This is a genomic window from Hylemonella gracilis ATCC 19624, from assembly GCF_000211835.1.
GTDB classification, from domain to species: Bacteria; Pseudomonadota; Gammaproteobacteria; order Burkholderiales; family Burkholderiaceae_C; genus Hylemonella; species Hylemonella gracilis.
Window position 1 is genome coordinate 58,075 of record NZ_AEGR01000102.1, and the last position, 18,906, is coordinate 76,980.

General features: G+C 66.7%; 18 protein-coding genes. 9 read left to right on the top strand and 9 right to left on the bottom strand.

Going from position 1 to position 18,906, the window contains the following annotated elements; translation table 11 throughout:
- Positions 1–22: 22 nt before the first annotated feature.
- The 6 genes from HGR_RS15480 to HGR_RS15505 all read right to left on the bottom strand — a co-directional run bounded on the left by HGR_RS15480 (position 23) and on the right by HGR_RS15505 (position 6,389).
- On the bottom strand, positions 23–1,645 hold the full coding sequence (locus HGR_RS15480; protein WP_006299309.1) for a gamma-glutamyltransferase family protein: 1,623 nt from the start codon (positions 1,643–1,645) through the stop codon (positions 23–25).
- 85 nt (positions 1,646–1,730) lie between these two features.
- A complete protein-coding gene (locus HGR_RS15485; protein ID WP_006299310.1) occupies positions 1,731–3,242 on the bottom strand; it encodes a tripartite tricarboxylate transporter permease in 1,512 nt (503 codons plus the stop codon).
- A 12-nt stretch (positions 3,243–3,254) separates the two neighbouring features.
- The gene (locus tag HGR_RS15490) at positions 3,255–3,707 is read right to left on the bottom strand and encodes a tripartite tricarboxylate transporter TctB family protein (protein WP_050797487.1); all 453 of its coding nucleotides are present in this window, start codon (positions 3,705–3,707) and stop codon (positions 3,255–3,257) included.
- 385 nt (positions 3,708–4,092) lie between these two features.
- Entirely contained in the window at positions 4,093–4,896 is an 804-nt protein-coding gene (locus tag HGR_RS15495) for a spermidine synthase (protein ID WP_006299312.1), read from the bottom strand.
- 51 nt (positions 4,897–4,947) lie between these two features.
- Complete coding sequence (locus HGR_RS15500; protein ID WP_006299313.1) at positions 4,948–5,448, bottom strand: DNA-deoxyinosine glycosylase; 501 nt, start codon at positions 5,446–5,448, stop codon at positions 4,948–4,950.
- A complete protein-coding gene (locus HGR_RS15505; RefSeq protein ID WP_006299314.1) occupies positions 5,445–6,389 on the bottom strand; it encodes a TatD family hydrolase in 945 nt (314 codons plus the stop codon). The genes HGR_RS15500 and HGR_RS15505 overlap by 4 nt, the downstream gene beginning before the upstream one ends.
- Positions 6,390–6,401: 12 nt before the next feature.
- On the opposite strand from HGR_RS15505, the gene HGR_RS15510 reads away from it, so the two are divergent.
- The 6 genes from HGR_RS15510 (at position 6,402) to HGR_RS15535 (ending at position 11,952) form a co-directional block, all read left to right on the top strand.
- The gene (locus HGR_RS15510) at positions 6,402–7,430 is read left to right on the top strand and encodes a bifunctional helix-turn-helix transcriptional regulator/GNAT family N-acetyltransferase (RefSeq protein ID WP_138922567.1); all 1,029 of its coding nucleotides are present in this window, start codon (positions 6,402–6,404) and stop codon (positions 7,428–7,430) included.
- Entirely contained in the window at positions 7,427–7,867 is a 441-nt protein-coding gene (locus HGR_RS15515) for a YchJ family protein (protein WP_039853833.1), read from the top strand. Before HGR_RS15510 ends, HGR_RS15515 begins: the two co-directional genes overlap by 4 nt.
- Positions 7,868–8,050: 183 nt before the next feature.
- On the top strand, positions 8,051–8,890 hold the full coding sequence (locus HGR_RS15520) for a S1C family serine protease (protein ID WP_081463568.1): 840 nt from the start codon (positions 8,051–8,053) through the stop codon (positions 8,888–8,890).
- 15 nt (positions 8,891–8,905) lie between these two features.
- Positions 8,906–9,940, top strand: a complete 1,035-nt coding sequence (locus HGR_RS15525) for an AAA family ATPase (protein ID WP_006299318.1) — start codon at positions 8,906–8,908, stop codon at positions 9,938–9,940.
- A 3-nt stretch (positions 9,941–9,943) separates the two neighbouring features.
- Positions 9,944–10,915, top strand: a complete 972-nt coding sequence (locus tag HGR_RS15530; RefSeq protein ID WP_006299319.1) for a DUF58 domain-containing protein — start codon at positions 9,944–9,946, stop codon at positions 10,913–10,915.
- Positions 10,912–11,952, top strand: a complete 1,041-nt coding sequence (locus HGR_RS15535; RefSeq protein ID WP_006299320.1) for a VWA domain-containing protein — start codon at positions 10,912–10,914, stop codon at positions 11,950–11,952. The genes HGR_RS15530 and HGR_RS15535 overlap by 4 nt, the downstream gene beginning before the upstream one ends.
- Before the next feature lie 25 nt (positions 11,953–11,977).
- Here HGR_RS15535 and HGR_RS15540 read toward each other — a convergent pair whose 3' ends face one another.
- The 3 genes from HGR_RS15540 to HGR_RS15550 all read right to left on the bottom strand — a co-directional run bounded on the left by HGR_RS15540 (position 11,978) and on the right by HGR_RS15550 (position 14,604).
- Positions 11,978–12,310 carry a hypothetical protein gene (locus HGR_RS15540; RefSeq protein WP_006299321.1) on the bottom strand — a complete coding sequence of 111 codons (333 nt, stop codon included), beginning with the start codon at positions 12,308–12,310 and terminating at the stop codon, positions 11,978–11,980.
- 203 nt (positions 12,311–12,513) lie between these two features.
- Positions 12,514–13,203 (bottom strand): lipoprotein-releasing ABC transporter ATP-binding protein LolD, encoded by a 690-nt coding sequence (gene lolD / locus HGR_RS15545; RefSeq protein ID WP_006299322.1) that lies wholly within the window; start codon positions 13,201–13,203, stop codon positions 12,514–12,516.
- 117 nt (positions 13,204–13,320) lie between these two features.
- The gene (locus tag HGR_RS15550; RefSeq protein ID WP_006299323.1) at positions 13,321–14,604 is read right to left on the bottom strand and encodes a lipoprotein-releasing ABC transporter permease subunit; all 1,284 of its coding nucleotides are present in this window, start codon (positions 14,602–14,604) and stop codon (positions 13,321–13,323) included.
- A 64-nt stretch (positions 14,605–14,668) separates the two neighbouring features.
- Here HGR_RS15550 and HGR_RS15555 point away from each other — a divergent pair, with 64 nt between their 5' ends.
- The 3 genes from HGR_RS15555 (at position 14,669) to HGR_RS15565 (ending at position 18,901) form a co-directional block, all read left to right on the top strand.
- Positions 14,669–15,694 (top strand): hypothetical protein, encoded by a 1,026-nt coding sequence (locus HGR_RS15555; protein WP_006299324.1) that lies wholly within the window; start codon positions 14,669–14,671, stop codon positions 15,692–15,694.
- A complete protein-coding gene (gene recJ / locus HGR_RS15560) occupies positions 15,691–17,523 on the top strand; it encodes a single-stranded-DNA-specific exonuclease RecJ (RefSeq protein WP_006299325.1) in 1,833 nt (610 codons plus the stop codon). The genes HGR_RS15555 and recJ overlap by 4 nt, the downstream gene beginning before the upstream one ends.
- 130 nt (positions 17,524–17,653) lie before the next feature.
- Positions 17,654–18,901: a sensor domain-containing diguanylate cyclase gene (locus HGR_RS15565; RefSeq protein ID WP_237701428.1), complete on the top strand. Its 1,248-nt coding sequence runs from the start codon at positions 17,654–17,656 to the stop codon at positions 18,899–18,901.
- The last annotated feature ends 5 nt before the right edge of the window (positions 18,902–18,906 follow it).

Consider the following 18,906-nt stretch of genomic DNA (forward strand, 5'->3'; position numbering starts at 1 on the left):
CACACTTTCGGCATGCGCTGACTCAGTAACCCGCGGCCAAGCCGTCGCGCCGCGCGTCGCTGGCGGCCATGTAGCCCTCGACACCCGGATCGCCCATGCGCCAGATGAACTGGCCCGCGCCGAAATCCTGGTAGTTGTCGTTGATGATTTCCATGCGGTGGCCCAGAGCGCCCAGGCCGGCCACGGTGTCGGCGCGCATCTGCTGTTCGACGTTGATCTCCAAGCCCGCGTTGTAGCGCCAGCGCGGCGCGTCACAGGCGGTCTGCGGGTTCTGGCCGTAGTCCAGCATGCGCACCAAGGTCTGCACATGGCCTTGTGGTTGCATGTTGGCGCCCATGACGCCGTAGCTCATCACGGGCTGGCCGTCTTTGGTCAGGAAGGCCGGGATGATGGTGTGGAAAGGTCGCTGGCCCGGCGCGACCAGGTTGGCCGCGTTCGCGGCCTTCGCATCCAGTGTGAAGCCGTGGCCACGGTTCTGCAGGCTGACGCCAAAAGTGGGTTCCACGCAGCCCGAGCCGAAGCCCATGAAGTTGCTTTGGATGAAGCTGACCATCATGCCGCTCTCGTCCGCCGTGGTCAGGTAGATGGTGCCGCCCTTGACCGGGTTCCCCGCGCCGAAGTCCTGGGCCTTCTTCATGTCGATCAGCTTGGCGCGCTGAGCCAGGTAGGCCGGGTCCAGCAACTGCGCCGCCGTGACCTCCATCTTGCCCGGCTCGGCCACGTAACGGTAGACGTCCGCGAAGGCCAGCTTCATGGCCTCGATCTGCAGGTGCTGCGAGGCTGTGCTGTCCACCGGCAAGCTCTTGAGGTCGAAATGCGAGAGGATGCCCAGGGCAATCAGGGCCGTGATGCCTTGCCCGTTGGGAGGAATCTCATGCAAGGTGTGGCCGCGGTAATCCTGGGAGATCGGCTTCACCCATTCCGGCTTGTAGTTCGCGAAGTCGCTGACCGCGTGGCTGCCACCGTTCTGTGCCGAGAACTTCACGATCGCCTCGGCGATTTCACCGCCGTAGAAGGCCGCGCCTTTGCTTGCGGCAATGGCACGCAGGCCGCGTGCCGCAGCGGTGAACTTGAACAACTCGCCCACCTCGGGCGCGCGTCCCCAGGGCAGGAAGTTCGCGGCGAAACCCGGCAGCCCTTGCAGCTCGGGCGTGGCGGCAGCCCATTTCTGCTGCACCACCACGGGCATCAGGTAGCCGCGCTCGGCAATGTCGATGGCGGGCGCCAGCACATCGGCGAAGGGCAGCTTGCCGAAGCGTTCGCTCAGCGCCACCCAACCAGCCACCGCGCCAGGCACGGTCACGCTGTCCATGCCGCGTTTGGGTGGGTTCAGCGCATCGGCGCCGTACTTGCGGCGGAAGTAGTCGGGCGTCCAGGTCTGAGGCGCGCGGCCCGAGGCGTTGAGGCCATGCAATTGCTGACCATCCCAAAGAATGGCGAACGCATCGCTGCCCAAACCATTGCTCACCGGCTCCACGATGGTCATCGCCGCCGCGGCGGCGATGGCTGCGTCCACGGCGTTGCCGCCCTGCTGAAGGATGCGCAGGCCAGCCTGTGCCGCCAGCGGGTGCGAGGTGGAAACAATGTTGCGCGCGAACACCGGCAGGCGCGTGCTCGGGTAAGGATTGCTGTAGCTGAAGGACATGGGGTGACTCTGCGAGGAACTTGGAGAAAGAAAAAACGGCGCCGCAGCGCCGTTTTTCAATCTGGGGTCTGCTTGCCCGAGCTTATCAGTCCTCGACAAACGCCTCTTCGCGCTTGGACTTGACCGCTGGCAAGAGCACGATGATCAGCAGCAAGGCTGCGGCGGCAAGCAAGCCGGCGGAAATCGGCCGGGTCAGGAGAACGGCCCAGTCCCCCCTGGACAGCAGCAGGGCACGCCGCAAGTTTTCCTCCATCATCGGTCCGAGGATGTAGCCCAAGAGGAGGGGGGCAGGCTCCACGCCGAGCTTGATGAAGCCATACCCAATCACGCCGAACAAGGCCACCAGCCAGACGTCGAAGGTGTTGTTGTTGGTCGAATACACGCCAATCGCGCAGAACAAGACGATGGACGGGAACAGCCACTTGTAGGGCACGGACAGCAGCTTGATCCACATCCCGATCAGCGGCAAGTTCAGAATGATCAGCATCAGATTGCCGAGCCACATGGAGGCGATCAGCCCCCAGAACAGTTCCGGGTTGCTCGTCATCACCTGCGGACCGGGCTGGATGTTGTGGATCGTCATGGCACCCACCATCAGGGCCATCACCGGGTTGGGGGGGATGCCCAGCGTCAGCAGGGGGATGAAGGACGTCTGCGCGCCTGCGTTGTTGGCCGATTCCGGCGCGGCCACGCCCCGGATGTTGCCCTGTCCGAACGGCACTTCACCCGGCTTGAGCTTGGTTTTCTTTTCCAGCGTGTACGCCGCGAAGGAGGCCAGCAAGGCCCCGCCGCCCGGCAAGATGCCCAGGCAGGCACCCAAGGTCGTGCCACGCAACACCGCGGGCGCCATCAACTTCAGGTCTTGAAGCGTCGGGTAGATGTTCTTGACCTTACCCGTGAACACTTCCCGCTTCTCCTCCGAGTGAGAAAGATTCTGGATGATTTCACCGTAGCCGAACACGCCCATCGCGATCACGATGAAGTTGATGCCATCGGTCAGCTCAGGAATATCGAAGCTGTAGCGTGCGACGCCGGAGTTCACATCGGTGCCCACCAGACCCAGTAGCAGACCCAGCACGATCATCGAAATCGCCTTGAGCAAGGAGCCCGAAGCGAGCACCACGGCGCCGATCATGCCCAGCACCATCAGCGAGAAGTACTCCGCGGGACCGAACTTGAAGGCCACCTCCGTGAGGGGCAGGGCAAACGCGGCCAGCACCAGGGTGCCCACGCAACCCGCGAAGAAGGAACCCAGACCGGCCGCCGCCAGCGCGGGACCCGCCCGCCCCTTGCGCGCCATCTGGTAGCCGTCGATGACGGTCACCACCGACGAAGATTCGCCCGGCAAGTTCACCAGAATGGCCGTGGTCGAGCCACCGTACTGCGCGCCGTAATAAATACCGGCCAGCATGATGAGCGCGGCCACCGGCGGCAAGGCGTAGGTGGCGGGCAACAGCATGGCGATGGTGGCCACGGGGCCCACGCCGGGCAGCACGCCGATCAGGGTGCCCAGAACGCAACCGATCAGGGCGTAGATGAGGTTCTGAAAGGTGAAGGCAACGCCAAAACCCATCGCGAGGTGATTAAACAATTCCATGGTACGGACCCTTTAACCGGTGATGAATGCGGGCCAGACCTGGAACTGCAGATTCAGCAGCTTCACGAACGCCACGTAGCTGGCCGCGGCCAGGATCGTGGACAAAATCAGCGAACCCTTGAGAGAGAACTGCTCGCCCGCCAACCCCGAGACGATGGTCAGCGCATAGATGGCAGCGATCAAGCCCATGGACGGCAAGCCAATGCTGGGCAAGCCCCCCAGGAAAAGTCCAAACAGCAGGTTGGCGCTGATGATGAAGACCAGCGGCTTCCAGGCCACCTTGCCCAACTTGTCGCCTGCGCCATCCTGGGATTTGCGCAATCCCTTGAGCATGACAAACACACCCAGAATCGTCAGCAGGATGCCCAACAAGAGCGGGAAGTACCCCGGCCCCATGCGAGCACCTGTTCCGACGGTGTATTCAGTCGCGCCTATGGCAAAGGCGCCGCCCACGATGACGAACATCAGGCCCGAGAAGAAATCCTTCTCGCTCTTGATCACTTTCACGCACACTTCTCCTGAACCAGCCGGGGATAACCCCCAGCCCAAAAGGGGCACATTCTGCACCTGATTGCCCCAGGGATTTGTTCTGGATTCTCCCTATAAACCCTTGCTTCTGGCGTCAAGGCCATTCATTTCACGGGCAAAACGAGTCCCCATGGCGGCATCTTGGCCCATCATGTCGCTTACTCCGCGATGGAAACAATCCCTCTTTACGCTTCTTTACTGTTTACCATCCGCCGGTGTGGGGCGTTTGCATCGCCGCTGCTGGAACGTCAACAAGGCCTCCACGGGTGCGGGCCAAGGCTGCGTAGCGCCGTTCACGCCAAGGCCCCTCGGGCTTCACGGGCTAGGGGGTCTCGGTGTCGAACACCGGCTCCAACCCTTTCAACCATTTCAACGCGGGCAGACCCCAGCGTGCCTCGATGTCCTCGGCGCGGGCGCTCAAGGCAACACGTGACGCGCGCTGGCGCAGCACGGAACCCGGGTCACCGCCTTGCGTGGCGCCGTTGAAAGCCAGCACCACGGTATTGCCCTCGCGGGTGGCCTTGAAGCGCCACAGCGCAGAGGGGCCAAAGGCCTCGGCCATGCGCGCCACGCTCTGGTGAAAACTCGCCCGGCGGCCAAACAGGTTGACCGTCATGCAGCCGTGCTCGGTCAAGAGACGCCGGCACCCGGCATAGAAGGCCACGCTGTCGAGCACCGGCGCCGCGGCATCGTGGTCATACAGGTCAACCTGCAAAGCATCCACCGTGCCCCACCACTTGGCTTGCTCGATCTCCTGCTCCGCGTCCGCCAGGACGATTTCCAACAGCGGCCCTGGCTCGGGCAGGTGGAACCAGCCCCGGCAGGCATGCAGCACGCCGGGGTTCAGCTCGATCACCGTGGTCGGCATGCGCAGCACCTTGACGCAGAACTTGGTCAGCGAACCAGCGCCCAGGCCGAGTTGCATGGCGCGCCGCCGCGGCACGCCGTCGGGCTCCACGAACAGCAGCCAGGCCATCATGCGTTGCACGTACTCGTGCACGAGACGCACCGGGTCGCGCAAGTCCATGGAGCCCTGGATCCAGATGCTGTCCAGGTGCAGGTGTCGGATGCGCCCTTCGTCGGAAAACTGGACGTCGGGCAGGTGGGGAACGTTTGCTTGTTTCAAGGTGCGGGGATTATCTCCGCGGCCCCTCTCAGTGGCCCTCTCCGCGCTGACTCAGAGCAGACCGGCCTGAACGGCCGCGTCGCGCCAGGCGGCGCGCTTGCGCTCCAGGCTCCAACTCGCGTTGGCGGGACTGCTGGACGGCAAGCGCAAAACGGGCAGGCCCAAGCCCGCCGTGTACTTCGCATGCTTGTAACTTTCGCCGCCGTTGTGCGCGATCAGCCGGAGTTGCGGAAACAAGGCCGGCAGCGCCGAAAAATCATTCACGACCGCATGGCGGATCGCGCTGTCCAAACTGCCCTCACGCTCACAGCTGGCGTACACATCCCAGATGCCCAAGCCCCGCGCCAACACCCAGGCGCAACGCGCCTCGTAATCGCTGGCCTCGGGCACGGGAAAGCCGGGCCACAACGCTTGCAAGATGCTCCAAAAATGGTTCCGAGGGTGCGCGTAATACCGCTGGTCGCGCAGGGACGCGACGCTGGGGAAGCTGCCCAAGATCAGCAGACGGGTGCCGGGCCCAATGATGGGCGCCAGACCGGTCAGTCGTGTCATGCCAGGGCAGGGCCGGTCGCCCCTAAAAGGGCGTCCAGGCGCGGCAAGGCCGCCAAGGCATTGGCTCGGGTGTCGCGCGCCACATGGGCGAGGTCCACGCCACGCAACTCGGCCAGGACCAGCGCGATGCGCGGCAGCTCGCCGGGCTCGTTGCGCCCCTGGGCCAGGCCCTGTTCGCGTTGCGCTGCCGTGGTGTAGAGCCAGTGTGGGGGGATGTCCGGCGCATCGGTCTCGAGCACCAGCGCCTCCAGAGGCAAGACACGCGCCAACTCGCGCAGTTTGGTGGCGCGCTCGTAGGTGAGCGCGCCGCCAAAGCCCAGCTTGAAGCCCAGGTCGATGAAGGCCTGGGCCTGCTGCAGGCTGCCATTGAAGGCGTGCGCGATGCCATGCCAGGCCTCGCCCGGCCCGGCCAGATCCCGCAAGCCCTTGAGCAGCAGGTCGGCCGAACGACGCACATGCAGAATGACCGGCAGACGGTGTTTCTTCGCGAGCTTGAGTTGCTCCCGGTAGAAGAAGAGCTGCCGCGTCCGCAAAGGTTCCTCGCACAGAGCCGGCACGAACAGATCCAACCCGATCTCGCCCACCGCCACCAGCCGAGGATCGTCCCGATGCCGAGTCAGGGCTTGGTCCAGGCGGGCCAAGTCCTGGTCCTCGGCCGCTGCCACGAACAAGGGGTGGATGCCTAGGGCATAGGCATCGCCGAACTCGTGCGCCAGGGCCCGCGCGCGCTCGAAGTCCCGGGCCTGCACCGCGGGCAGCACGCAACATGTCACGCCCCGGTCACGTGCGCGGGCACGCACGGTGGCCACGTCCTGCAGGAACTCTGGCGCGTCGAGATGCACGTGCGTGTCGATGAAGGTGTCGCGGGGCTGCGTCATGGCACGGATGATGCCGCAAGCGGAATGTCCGAGAAAATACTTGCCAAAAGCAAGTATTTGCATCACACTGGTTTCATGAACCAAGCTGCCCCGCAAGTAGCCCCTGTCGCCAAACCGACCGCGTCCAACCGCGCCGCGACGCTGCGCGCCTTCAACCGCTTTTACACGCGCCGCATCGGCGTGCTGCAGGACCGCCTGCTGGAATCGTCGTTTTCGCTGCCCGAGTCGCGCGTGCTCTGGGAACTGGCGCACACACCCGGACTCACGGCCAGCGGATTGGCCGAGGCCCTGCAGCTGGACGCGGGCTACCTGAGCCGCCTGCTCGCCAGCCTGCGCGACCGCAAGCTGTTGAAGGCCGAGCGCGCGGCGCACGATGGCCGGCAAACCCTCCTGTCTCTCACGCCCTCGGGCCAACGCGCCTTGGCGCCGCTGGAGCAGCGTGCCCAAGCCCAGATGGGCGCCTTGCTCGCGCCGCTGACCGAAGGCGAGCAGCAGGAGCTGCTGTACGCGGCCCAACGCATCGAGTCCTTGCTGGACCGCCATCAGAAGGGCGCCGTGCGACTGCGCGGTCTGCGCCCGGGGGACGTCGGCTGGATGATCTCGCGCCACGCCGCGCTGTACGCACAGGAATACGGCTGGGACGGGCGCTTCGAAGCCATGGTGGCGCGCATCGGCGCGGACTACATCGATCACCTCGACCCCCGGCGCGAATGCGCCTGGATCGCCGAGCGCGTTGCCGCCCCTTTGACAACCACGCAGGCAAACGGCGAGATGACCGACGCGGGCGGCCCCCCATTGGGCTGCGTCTTCCTTGTGCAGGCCCAGGACGAAACCCGGGGACAGCCCGAACCGGGCGTGGCCCAGTTGCGACTGCTGATCGTGGAACCCGCGGCACGGGGCCTGGGCATCGGCAAGCAATTGGTGGGCGAATGCACGCGATTCGCCCGCGAGGCCGGTTATGAACGCATCCGGCTGTGGACCAACAGCATCCTCACCGCCGCGCGCACGCTCTACGCTCAGGCCGGCTACCAGTTGATCGCCAGCGAGCCGCACGAGAGCTTCGGCCAGCGCTTGGTCGGTGAAACCTGGGAGCTGCGGCTATGACGACCACACCGGTCCCTATTCCCTACCCAGACCCTTGCCCCTGCGGCAGCGGCCTGGGCTACGCCGGCTGCTGCGGACGCTGGCATGGCGAGGCCCCAGAGGCTGACGGCCCGCAGTCCGCCCACCCGACGGCACCCCCAGCCCCCAGCGCAGAAACCTTGATGCGCTCACGTTACAGCGCCTTCGTGCTGGGCCGCGCGGACTACCTGCTGTCCACTTGGCATCCGGACACCCGCCCGGCCGAGCTGCAATTCGACACAGGCGTGCGCTGGTTGGGCCTGGAGGTGCGCGCGGCACGGGAGGAAGGTGACCACGCCACGGTGGAATTCGTGGCACGCAGCAAGTGGGGCGGACGCGCGACCCGGCTGCACGAAGTCAGCCGTTTCGTCCGCCTGGCGGGCCGCTGGTTCTACCTCGACGGCAAGTTCAGAACCTGAGCCGGGGGCTGCCGGGCAGGCAGCCACGCCGCGCCCGCGCCCTGCGTGGGCCGATGAGCGCTTGCTTTTAGTCAGGCAAGCTGGCAACGGTCAGGGTTTCGCACCTCACCCCCGTACATCACGGGGCTGCAAAAACCACCCGTCCGTGCTACTGTCGCTCCATCCCCTACGCAGGAGCCGATCATGCGTGTGCCGCCAGATCTGCCATCGAGTGCGCTGCCCAGACTGCTTGCCGGGTGGACACGGCGGCTGCGACCGCATTTCTGGCGCGGATTGGCAGTGGCGGCCCTGCTCGGTCTGATGATTCAAGCGCTGTGGCCTAAGCAAGCCGAGCGCAAGCTGACCCAGCAGGACATCGACGCCGCCGTGCTCAAGACGCTGGAGACAGCCGTGCTGCCCTCGCCAGCCGCGCGCGCCGCCGCGGCGATCGCGCCCGCGGTCGTGCGCGTGCAAAGCTTCACTTCCGATGGCAAGGGGGGGGAGGAGCCCCACGGTGTCGGCACGGGCGTGGTGATCGTCGACAGCGGCGTCATCCTCACGAATCTGCACGTGGTCGCTGGCGCACAGCGCGTCGAGGTCACGTTCTTCGACGGCAGCAGCTCACCGGCCTACATCAGCAACACCCAAACCGAGAACGACCTGGCGGTTCTGCAGGCCCGTCGGGTACCCGACGACATGGAACCGGCCACCCTGCGTTCGACCGCGGGTCTGCGGCCCGGCGATGGCGTGGTCGCCGTGGGTTTCCCCTTCGGCATCGGCCCCTCGGTCAGCAGTGGCGTGGTCTCGGGCCTGGGGCGCAGTTTCCGCTCCCCCGAGGGCAAACAGGTCATCGGCAACCTGATCCAGTTCGACGCCGCGGCCAACCCTGGCAACTCGGGCGGGCCCTTGGTGACGCTGGATGGCCAGGTGGTGGGCATCGTGACCGCCATCTTGAACCCGAGCGAGCAACGCACCTTCATTGGCATCGGCTTCGCCGTGCCCATCGAGAACGCGGCCACGGCCGTGGGCATGCATCCCTTCTGAGCAGAAAGGTCCACCATGAGCGCACCCTCCCAGAACCTTACGCCCGCGGATGCCGCGCAGGCTGCCCGCCTGACGGAACAGATGCTGTACGAGGTCAAGCGCGTGGTCGTCGGACAAGACCGTTTTCTGGAACGCGTGATGGTGGCCTTGCTGGCGCAGGGGCACCTGTTGGTCGAAGGCGCGCCGGGCCTGGCCAAGACGCTGACCGTCAAGACGCTGGCCCAGGTGGTGCAGGGCCAGTTCAAGCGCATCCAGTTCACGCCCGACCTGGTGCCCGCGGACCTGATCGGCACGCGCATCTACAACCAGAAAACGGGCGAATTCGGCACGGTGCTCGGACCGGTGTTCGCCAACCTGCTGCTGGCCGACGAGATCAACCGCGCGCCCGCCAAGGTGCAAAGCGCCCTGCTCGAAGCCATGCAAGAGCGGCAAGTGACCATCGCCGGTGAAAGCCACCGCCTGCCATCACCGTATGTGGTCATGGCCACGCAGAACCCCATCGAGACCGAGGGCACCTACCCGCTGCCGGAGGCACAGGTGGACCGCTTCATGTTCAAGGTGCTGGTGGATTACCCCAGCGAAGAAGAGGAGTTCGTGATCGCCCAGCGCGTCACGGGCGCGGTGTCCGGCGAGGCCCCCGCGCAGCCCGCCGCGGTCGCAGACTCGGCGCAGCTGGTCCGGCTACAGGCTTGGTGCCGCGCGGTGTATGTCGATCCGGTGCTGGTGCAGTACGCGGTCCGTCTGGTCGCCGCGACGCGGGAGCCCAAACGCGCGGGTCTGCCCGAACTGGAAAGGCTGCTGAGCTTTGGCGCCAGCCCACGCGCCACCCTCAGCTTGGTCGAAGGCGCGCGCGCCCTGGCCCTGCTGAGAGGTCGCAATTACGCGCTGCCCGAGGATTTCGGCGACCTCGCGGCCGACGTGCTGCGGCACCGCCTGGTGCTGTCCTACGAGGCGTTGAGCGAGGGGCTGGACAGCGACGCGCTGATCGGCCAGATCATGTCGCGCGTGCCCCTGCCCGCCAAAGTCGTGGCGCACGACAAAGCGGCTTGAATCATGCCAACGCAGTACGCGCCCGAACGTACCCTCCAGCGGCTGGAGTGGACGGTGCTGCGCCGTCTCGATGGCCTGCTGCAGGGCGACCATCGCACCCTGCTGCGAGGCGCGGGCTTGGACTTGGCCGATCTGCGCGAATACCAGGATGGGGACGACGTGCGCCACATCGACTGGAATGTCACGGCACGCGTGGGCCACCCCCATGTGCGCGTCCATGCCGAGGACCGTGAACTGAGCGCCTGGTTCCTGATCGACCTCAGCGCCTCGCTCGACTTCGGCTCGGGACAGCGACCCAAGCGCGCGCAATTGATCGATGTCGTCGCCGTGCTGGCGCGCCTGCTGACGCGCCGTGGCAACCGTGTCGGTGCCGTGATCTACGACCGGGGCGTGCGCGCCATCCTGCCGCCGGGCACCAGCCGCCCGCATGTGCTGCGGCTGCTGCACCTGCTGCACAGCCCGCCGAAGAAGGCCGCGCAGACGGACGCGGGCCCGACCCGACTGCATGAACTGATGGACGCGGCCAACCACTTGCTGCGCCGCCGCAGCGCGGTCTTCCTGCTCTCGGACTTCCTCAGCGAACCGGGATGGGAACGCCCGTGCGCGCATCTGGCGCGCCGACACGACATGGTGGCCGTGCGTCTGTACGACCCGCTGGAACAACAATTGCCTGACCTCGGCCTGCTGCCCTTGCAGGACGTGGAGACCGGTGAAGTGCTGCTGGTGGACACACAAGACCCGGTGTTTCGCGAGCGTTTCGCGCACCTGGCCGCCCAGCGCGAGGACGCCCTCCGAGACAGCCTGGCCCGAGCCGGTCTTGATCTGCTGGAACTGGCGGCGGAGGAAGATCTATTGCCCGCGCTGCTGCGCTTTGTCCGCCTGCGCGCTGAGCGCACTCGCGCAGGCGCGAACCGGCCAGGGGCAGTCCCGCAGGCCGACCGCGGGCTGCGCTTGGTCGAGAAGGAGGTCGCATGAGTTTCCTCTGGCCCACGCTGCTGTTGATGCTGTTGGTGCTGCCCCTGCTGGTGGGCTGGTACGTCTGGCTGTGGCGGCGCAAACGCCGTCAAGTCTTGCCGTACGCCAGCCTGTCACTCATCAAACAAGCCATGACGCCCCAACGCACGTGGCGACGGCACCTTCCCCCCGCCCTGCTGCTGCTCGCGCTGGCTTCGCTGTTGTTGGCTGCGGCACGCCCCTTGGCCAAGATCGCCCTGCCGACCCAGCAAGAAACCATCATGCTGGCCATCGACGTGTCCGGCAGCATGCGCGCCACCGACGTGGCGCCGAGCCGGATGGAAGCAGCGCAAGCCGCGGCGCGGGCTTTCCTGGCCGATCTTCCCCGCCACGTGAAGGTCGGCATCGTTGCTTTCGCGGGCTCGGCGCAGATCGCGCAGCTGCCAACCACCAACCGCGAGGACTTGAACGCAGCCATCGACCGCTTTCAGTTGCAACGCGGCACCGCTATTGGCAACGGCATCGTGCTGTCGCTGGCGGCGATTTTTCCGGAGGTCGGCATCGACCTGGGGCAGTTCTCCTATGGCCGTCCCGGACAGCCGCGTGGCCCATCGCTGGACATGCCCCCCGCAGGCCCCCCACCCACGCCCGTGGCCCCTGGCTCCTACGGCTCCGCGGCCATCATCCTGCTCACCGATGGACAACGCACCACGGGCATAGACCCGCTGGAAGCCGCCAAACTGGCCTCCGAGCGGGGTGTGCGCGTCTACACCGTGGGCGTGGGCACGGTCGAGGGCGTGACGGTCGGCTTCGAGGGCTGGTCGATGCACGCGCGGCTGGACGAGGAATCGCTCAAGCACATCGCGCAGCAGACGCGCGCGGAGTATTTCCACGCGGCCTCGGCCGAGGCCTTGACGCAGGTCTACGAAACCCTGAGCTCGCGCCTGACGATCGAAAAGAAGGAAACCGAAATCACCGCCCTGCTGGCCTTGCTGGGCGCCTTGCTGGTGATCGCCAGCGCCACGCTGTCGATGCTCTGGTTCCACCGCGTGGCCTGATGCACGGCCAGACGACCACGCCGCCTCAGCCCGGAAAACGCGAGGGCCTGTGGTCCTGGTGGTCCACCTCGACCATCCACAGCAAGGCCGCTCCAGCGCCGGAGCTGGCCCAATCCGGTTCCTCGCTCTGGATTTCGTCCAGCAGGGCCGGGTTCGGCTGCGTCAGCAAGCGCAGCAGCCTGGCGCGGTCCTCGACCGTCAACTCGGGAACCACGCGCGCGCAGGCTTGCGCCTTCATGTGCGCGCGCACGGCTGGCGAGGCGGACTCGTAGATTTCGCGGGCCAGCGCGTCGACCGTCACGGGCAAAACCGAGGTCGACGCGGTCTGAACAGCCGCATCACGGGGGTGCATGTTCATAGGCTCTCCATCGCAAACCTGTCTACTGGGCATGAGGTCAGGCCCAGTCAAGTTGCTCGGAACCGATGATGAATCAGGGCTGTGGCGCCCCGATGCATCACGTGCAAACCTGGGTAAAGGAAAAGTAAATCGGGAGGTCCCCCGGTGACGTCAACCAGGGCAGCCGTGGGACTGATCGTCCCTGGATTGATCTCCAGTCGCCCTCAAGTGACCAGCAAGCCCCGGTCCAGCCGCAGCGTGCGCTGGCAACGCGCCGCCAGTGTCTCGTCGTGCGTGACCACGATGAAGGCCGTGCCCTGTTCGCGCGCGAGGCTCAGCATCAAATCGAACACGCCCTCGGCCGTGCCGCGGTCGAGGTTGCCCGTGGGCTCGTCGGCCAGCACGCAGGCCGGCCGGGTGACCAGCGCCCGCGCGATCGCCACGCGCTGGCGTTCGCCGCCCGAGAGTTCGGAAGGGCGGTGCAACAGGCGCTCGCCCAGGCCCACGGCCTCCAGCACGCGCGCAGCCTGTTGCGCCGCTTCAGCGCGCGGCAAGCGGCGTATCCACAGCGGCATGGCCACATTGTCCTGGGCGCTGAACTCGGGCAACAGGTGGTGGAACTGGTACACGAAGCCCAGGTGCTGGTTGCGCAATTGCCCCTGCACCGTCGGCGTGAGCGTGCAGAAATCCCGCCCCATCAGGCTCACCTGGCCCGCGCTGGGCGCATCGAGCCCGCCCAGCAAGTGCAGCAGCGTGCTCTTGCCCGAACCCGAGGCACCGACGATGGCGAGAATTTCACCGGCGCTGACCCGCAAGTCCACGCCACGCAGCACGGTGACGTCGAGCCGACCTTCGGTGTAGCGCTTTTCCAAACCATTGGCCGCCAACACCAGCGTTTCTTTCAGGACACTCATCCAATACTCCCCAAAACCAAGGTGCGGGCTCCCGTGGAACCGGCTTCGCCGGGCCACTGGGAGCGCCCCCTTGAGGGGGGTGGCGCAGCGAACGAAGGGAGCGGAGCCTGGGGGTGCTCATTCATACCGCAGCGCCTCCGCGGGATTCACGCGACTGGCACGCCAGCTCGGGTACAGCGTGGCCGCGAAAGCCAGCACCAGGGAAATCAGGGCGATGGGCACGATGTCGCTGGCCAGCGGTTCGCTGGGCATGCGGCTGATCAGGTAGATGTCCTGCGGCAGGAAGCTGGCGTGCAGGAGGCGCTCCAGGGCGGGCACCAGCACGTCGATGTTGAACGCCACGCCCAGGCCCAGGACCAGGCCCGCCAAGGTGCCGATCACGCCCACCAGCGAGCCTTGCACCACGAACACCCCCATGATGCTAGCCGGGCTCGCGCCGAGGGTGCGCAGGATGGCGATGTCGGCGCGCTTGTCGGTGACCGTCATCACCAGCGTGGACACCAGATTGAAGGCCGCCACCGCGACGATGAGCGTGAGGATTATGAACATCATGCGCTTCTCCAATTGAACGGCGGCGAACCAGGTGCGGTTCTGCTGCGTCCAGTCGCGCACCACCAGGTCGTGGTTCTGCTGCCGGGTCAGGCTGATGACCAGGTCGGAGGCGACCTCACGCGCCTGGTGCAAGTCCTTGAGCTTGACGCGGATGCCGGTGGCACCTTCCAGCCGGAAGATGCGCGCGGCGTCGGCCACGTGCATCAGCGCCAGGCCCGCGTCGTATTCGTAGTGGCCGGAATGGAACAGACCCACCACCGTCATCTGCTTCATGCGCGGCAGCACGCCAGCGGGCGTGACCTGGCCGCTGGGCGCGATCAGCGTCACCGGATCGCCCACGCGCACACCCAGCTGACGCGCCAACTCACGGCCGAGCACGATGCCGAATTCCCCCGGCACCAGCCGCTCCAGCACGCGGGCGTTGCCCGCCTCCCCTTGCAGTCCCTCGGCGAGGTCGGTCACCTGGCCTTCCAGGCCGGGCACGATGCCGCGCAGCACGGCCCCCTTCATGTCCTCGCCCCGCGCCAGCAAGGCCTGCGCGGCGATGAAAGGGGCCGCCCCAACGACCTGCGGGTGCTGGCGCACCAGCTCCAGCGTGCGCCCGGCGTCGGGCAGGGCCAGCCCGTCGGCGGAATAGATTTCGATGTGCGAGACCACGCCGAGCATGCGGTCGCGCACTTCCTTCTGGAAACCGTTCATCACGGACAGCACGATGATCAGCGCGGCCACCCCGAGCGCGATGCCCAGCATGGACACCCCAGAAATGAAAGAGATGAAGCCATTGCGCCGCGTCGCCCGGCCGGCGCGCGTGTAGCGCCAGCCCAGGCTCAGTTCATAAGGCCATTCCATGCAGGTCCCGTCGTTTCTTTTGCGGATTGCTCGAAGCGGTCGGACTGTACAGGACAATCGGCGCATGCCTTTTCAGCAGTTCCTGATTCCCCATGCCCTGGTGGACGACGCCGAGGCCGTGCCCGCCGCCCGTGCGGCGCTGTTTACCGCCTTCAAGAACGCCCCCGCCGCGCGCGGACACGGACTGACCTGGCTGCGCAACCATCTGGACCACGCCGCACCGCAGACCCGGCGCCTGGCCGCGCAAGGCGTGGTCAACGCGCACGAAGACGTCCTGGCCCGGGCCCAAGGCCTGGACCCGCAGTCCCCGCCCTGGGCCGCATTGCGCGCGCAGGCCCTGGGCTTGCCCGACGCCGGCACCACGGCGTGGGCCTTCCTCACACCCGCGCACTGGGTGCTGCCCCAGGGCGTCGGCCAGACTCAAGTGAGCCTGAGTGACCCGGCGCAATTGCGGCTGGACGAAGCCGAGGCCCGAGCCTTCTGCGCCGCCATGCGACCGTATTTCGCCGAAGACGGCCTGACATTGCACATCGACACCCCCGGGCAGTGGCTGGTCTGCGGCGAAGCGCTGCGTGGCCTGCGCAGCCCCGCGCCCGAGCGCGTGCTGGCACTGGGCGGGGACGTGGCGCCCTGGCTGCCGTCCACATCCCCGGGCGCCCCGCTGCTGCGCCGCCTGCAGAACGAGATGCAAATGCTGCTCTACACCCTCGCCGCCAACGACGCACGCGAGGCACGGGGCCTGCCCTCGGTGAACTCCTTCTGGCTCCATGGCTGCGGCGCGCTGGACGCGACGCCCATGCCGCAGGACACCTGGGCCGTGTTGGACTCTCTGCGTGAGCCTGCGTTGCTCGGCTACACCCGAGGTGATTGGCGGGCCTGGGCCGACGCCTGGCGCGATTTGGATGCGCGAATGCAGACGGCCTCGCACGCCGAGCCCGCACCGACCCGTCTCGTGCTTTGCGGTCTCCACACCCTCCTCACCTGGGACCACGCCGAGCCCACCTCTGGTGGATTCTGGCGTCGCCTGCGTCGACGCCTGCAACCGCGCCGCAAGAATGAGGCCCTCGCAGAATTGCTGGTCCGCGCATGAAGATCGTCACCCGTGATGTACCACCCCGCGTGGCGTGGGCACTCGAACAGGCCGGCGTGCATCCCCTGCTGGCGCGCCTGTATGCCGCCCGCGGCGTACGCGACAAGGAAGAGCTGGACGACGCCCTCGCGCGCTTGCTGCCACCGACCACGCTCAAGGGCACGGCCGAAGCCGCCATCCTGCTGGCCGACGCGATCGCCGCCGATCAGCGCTTGTGCATCGTGGCCGATTACGACTGCGACGGTGCCACCGCCTGCGCCGTTGGCATCCGCGGCCTGCGCATGCTGGGTGCGCGCCACGTGCATTACATCGTGCCCGACCGGGTGGTGGACGGCTACGGCCTCACCGCTCCCATCAGCCGACGCGTGAAGGACAGCGGCGCAGATTTGCTGATCACCGTGGACAACGGCATCGCCAGCATGGAGGGGGTGGCGCTGGCGCGCGAACTGGGCATGCGGGTGCTGGTCACCGACCACCATCTGCCCGCGGCCGAACTGCCCCAGGCGGACGTCATCGTGAACCCGAATCAACCGGGTGATGCCTTCGAGAGCAAGTCCCTGGCGGGCGTGGGCGTGATGTTTTACGTGCTGCTGGCGCTGCGCGCGGAGCTGCGCGCGCGCGGGGTGCTGGACCCCGCCACGCAGCCCAAACTCGACGCGCTGCTGCCCCTGGTGGCGCTGGGCACCGTGGCCGACGTGGTGAAGCTGGACGCCAACAACCGCCGCTTGGTCGCACAAGGGCTGAAACGCATCCGCGCGGGCCACATGCCCGAGGGCCTGCGCGCCCTGTTCGATGTCGCTTCCCGCAAGCCCGCGCAGGCCAGCGCCTTCGATTTCGGTTTCGCGCTCGGTCCGCGGATCAACGCCGCCGGGCGGCTGGCGGACATGACGCTGGGCATTGAGTTGCTCCTGACCGACGACGTCGGCCGCGCCGACGAGCTGGCCCGAATGCTCGACGGCATCAACCGCGAGCGACGCGAGATCGAAGGCGAGATGCGGGCGCAGGCGCTGGAGATCGTCGAGCAAATTTTCGCCCGCAGAGGAGCCACCGAGCCGTCGCCAGGTCGCCCCAAGACGGTGAGCCCCACCGGTCCGAACCACGCGCAGGACCTGCCTGCGACTGGGGGCAGCGAGGACGCGGGAGTGCCAAGCGTGGGGGCCAACATCTCAGCGCTCTGCGTTTTCGACCCCGATTTCCACGAAGGCGTGGTCGGCATCGTCGCCGCGCGGCTGAAGGACAAACTGCACCGCCCCAGCTTCGTCTTCGCCGCCAGCCGAGCGCCCGGCCATGAAGGCGAGCTGAAAGGCTCGGGGCGATCCATCCCCGGGTTTCACCTGCGCGATGCCTTGGACTTGGTGTCCAAGCGCCATCCGGGCGTGCTGCTGCGTTTTGGTGGTCATGCCATGGCGGCGGGTTGCACCATCGCCGAAGCCCATTTCGAGGTCTTCGAACGGGCGCTGGACGAGGTCGCGCGCGAATGGCTGGATGCAGCCACGTTGACACGCCGCATCGAGACCGACGGCGCGCTGCCCGCTGAGTACCGCCGCACGGACGTGGTGGACGCGCTGGCACGCGAGGTCTGGGGACAGGGTTTCGCCCCCCCCACCTTCAGCGAAGAGGTGGAAGTGCTCTCGCAGCGGCTGGTGGCTGAAAAGCATCTGGCGCTCAAGCTCAGGCATCAAGGTCAGCCGGTTGATGGCATCTGGTTTGGCCGCGCCGAACCGTTGCCCCCCAGCCACAGCCGGGTCAAGCTGGCCTTCCGACTGGAAGCCGACGAATGGCAAGGGGTGCGCCGGTTGCGCTTCCTGGTCGAAGGCGCCGAGCTTTAGTGTTTCCCGGGCCAGAGAGGGCCTTCGGTACCGGTGCCCCGCGAGGGTATGCCCTTCCCCCATTCCTGGGATGGACCCCAGCGGGACTTCAAATTTAGAGTGTCCGGATTTGCTCGTCACCCGGCACCCCATGAATATCCGTCAACCCATCCACCTGATGGGAGAGATTCCCCGCACCGCGACCAGCGCGCAGGGGGGCACCGCGCCCGAATTCACCGCCAGAACTTCGCGCAGAGTCGCGCGCAAGGGCTCGAAACACCCGACGGATCGTGCGCGCGCGCATTGGCTGGTGCGCATGAACTATTCCAATCGTTTTTTGGTTTGCGCGCTGCTGGGACTTCCTCTGAGTGCGCACCTGCTGGACATCGGAGCCCCTTCGTGGCTTTGGGGGCTGCTGATCGCTCAGTTCTACATCTACCCCCATCTGCTCTATTGGCGCGCGCGGCTGGCACGAGATCAGTTGCGCGCTGAAATGCCCCACCTGATGATGGACTGCGCGGCCAGCGGCGCCTGGGCCGCCGCCCTGGGCTTTCCAACCTGGCTCAGCTTCGTGCTGTTCGCTTGCAACAACATCAACTTCGTGGCGTTCTATGGCGGACGCACTGGCGTGCCGAGACTGGTGGGCGCCATGGGCTTGGGCGCCGCGGTGGTCTGGTTCAGTGGCCTGCACTACCCGCTGAATCCGGACACCGGCGTCGCCGCGACGGTTTTGTCCATGGTGGCCCTCACCCTCTATCTGGTGGCCTTCGGTCACACGGGCCACCAGCGCGCCTTGGCTTGGCGCAAGAGCAATCTGAAACTGCGTGAGCAGTACAAGAAAATCAACGCTTTGCAAGCCCGCCTGCGCGAGCAGGCCGTGCGCGACCCGCTCACGGGTTTGTACAACCGTCGCCATCTGGGTGAGGTGCTCGAGCCCGAACTCGCGCGCTGCCGCGCTGCTCGCTCCTCGCTGGCGGTGGTGCTGATCGACGTCGACCACTTCAAGTGCATCAACGACACCCGAGGCCACGCCGTCGGCGACCTGGTGCTGCAAAGCTTGGCCCAGCTCATGCAGCGCCACGTGAGGGCGCAGGACATGGTGTTCCGCTATGGCGGGGAGGAATTTCTGCTGTTGCTGCCGGACATCTCCCTGGAAACCGCGGCCCAGCGCGCCGAGGCCTTGCGCACGGCATTTGGCCAGACACCGATGCGCGTCAGCGCCAAGGAGGCGCCCCCTCTGACCGTGACCCTGTCATGCGGCGTCGCGGCCTTTCCCCTGCACGCTGAACAGGGCGAAGCGCTGATCAGTTGCGCGGACCAGGCCCTCTACGCCGCGAAGCGCCAGGGCCGCAATCGCACCCAGGTCTGGCAACCAGGGGCCCATGCCGTGTGCGGTTGAAAGAA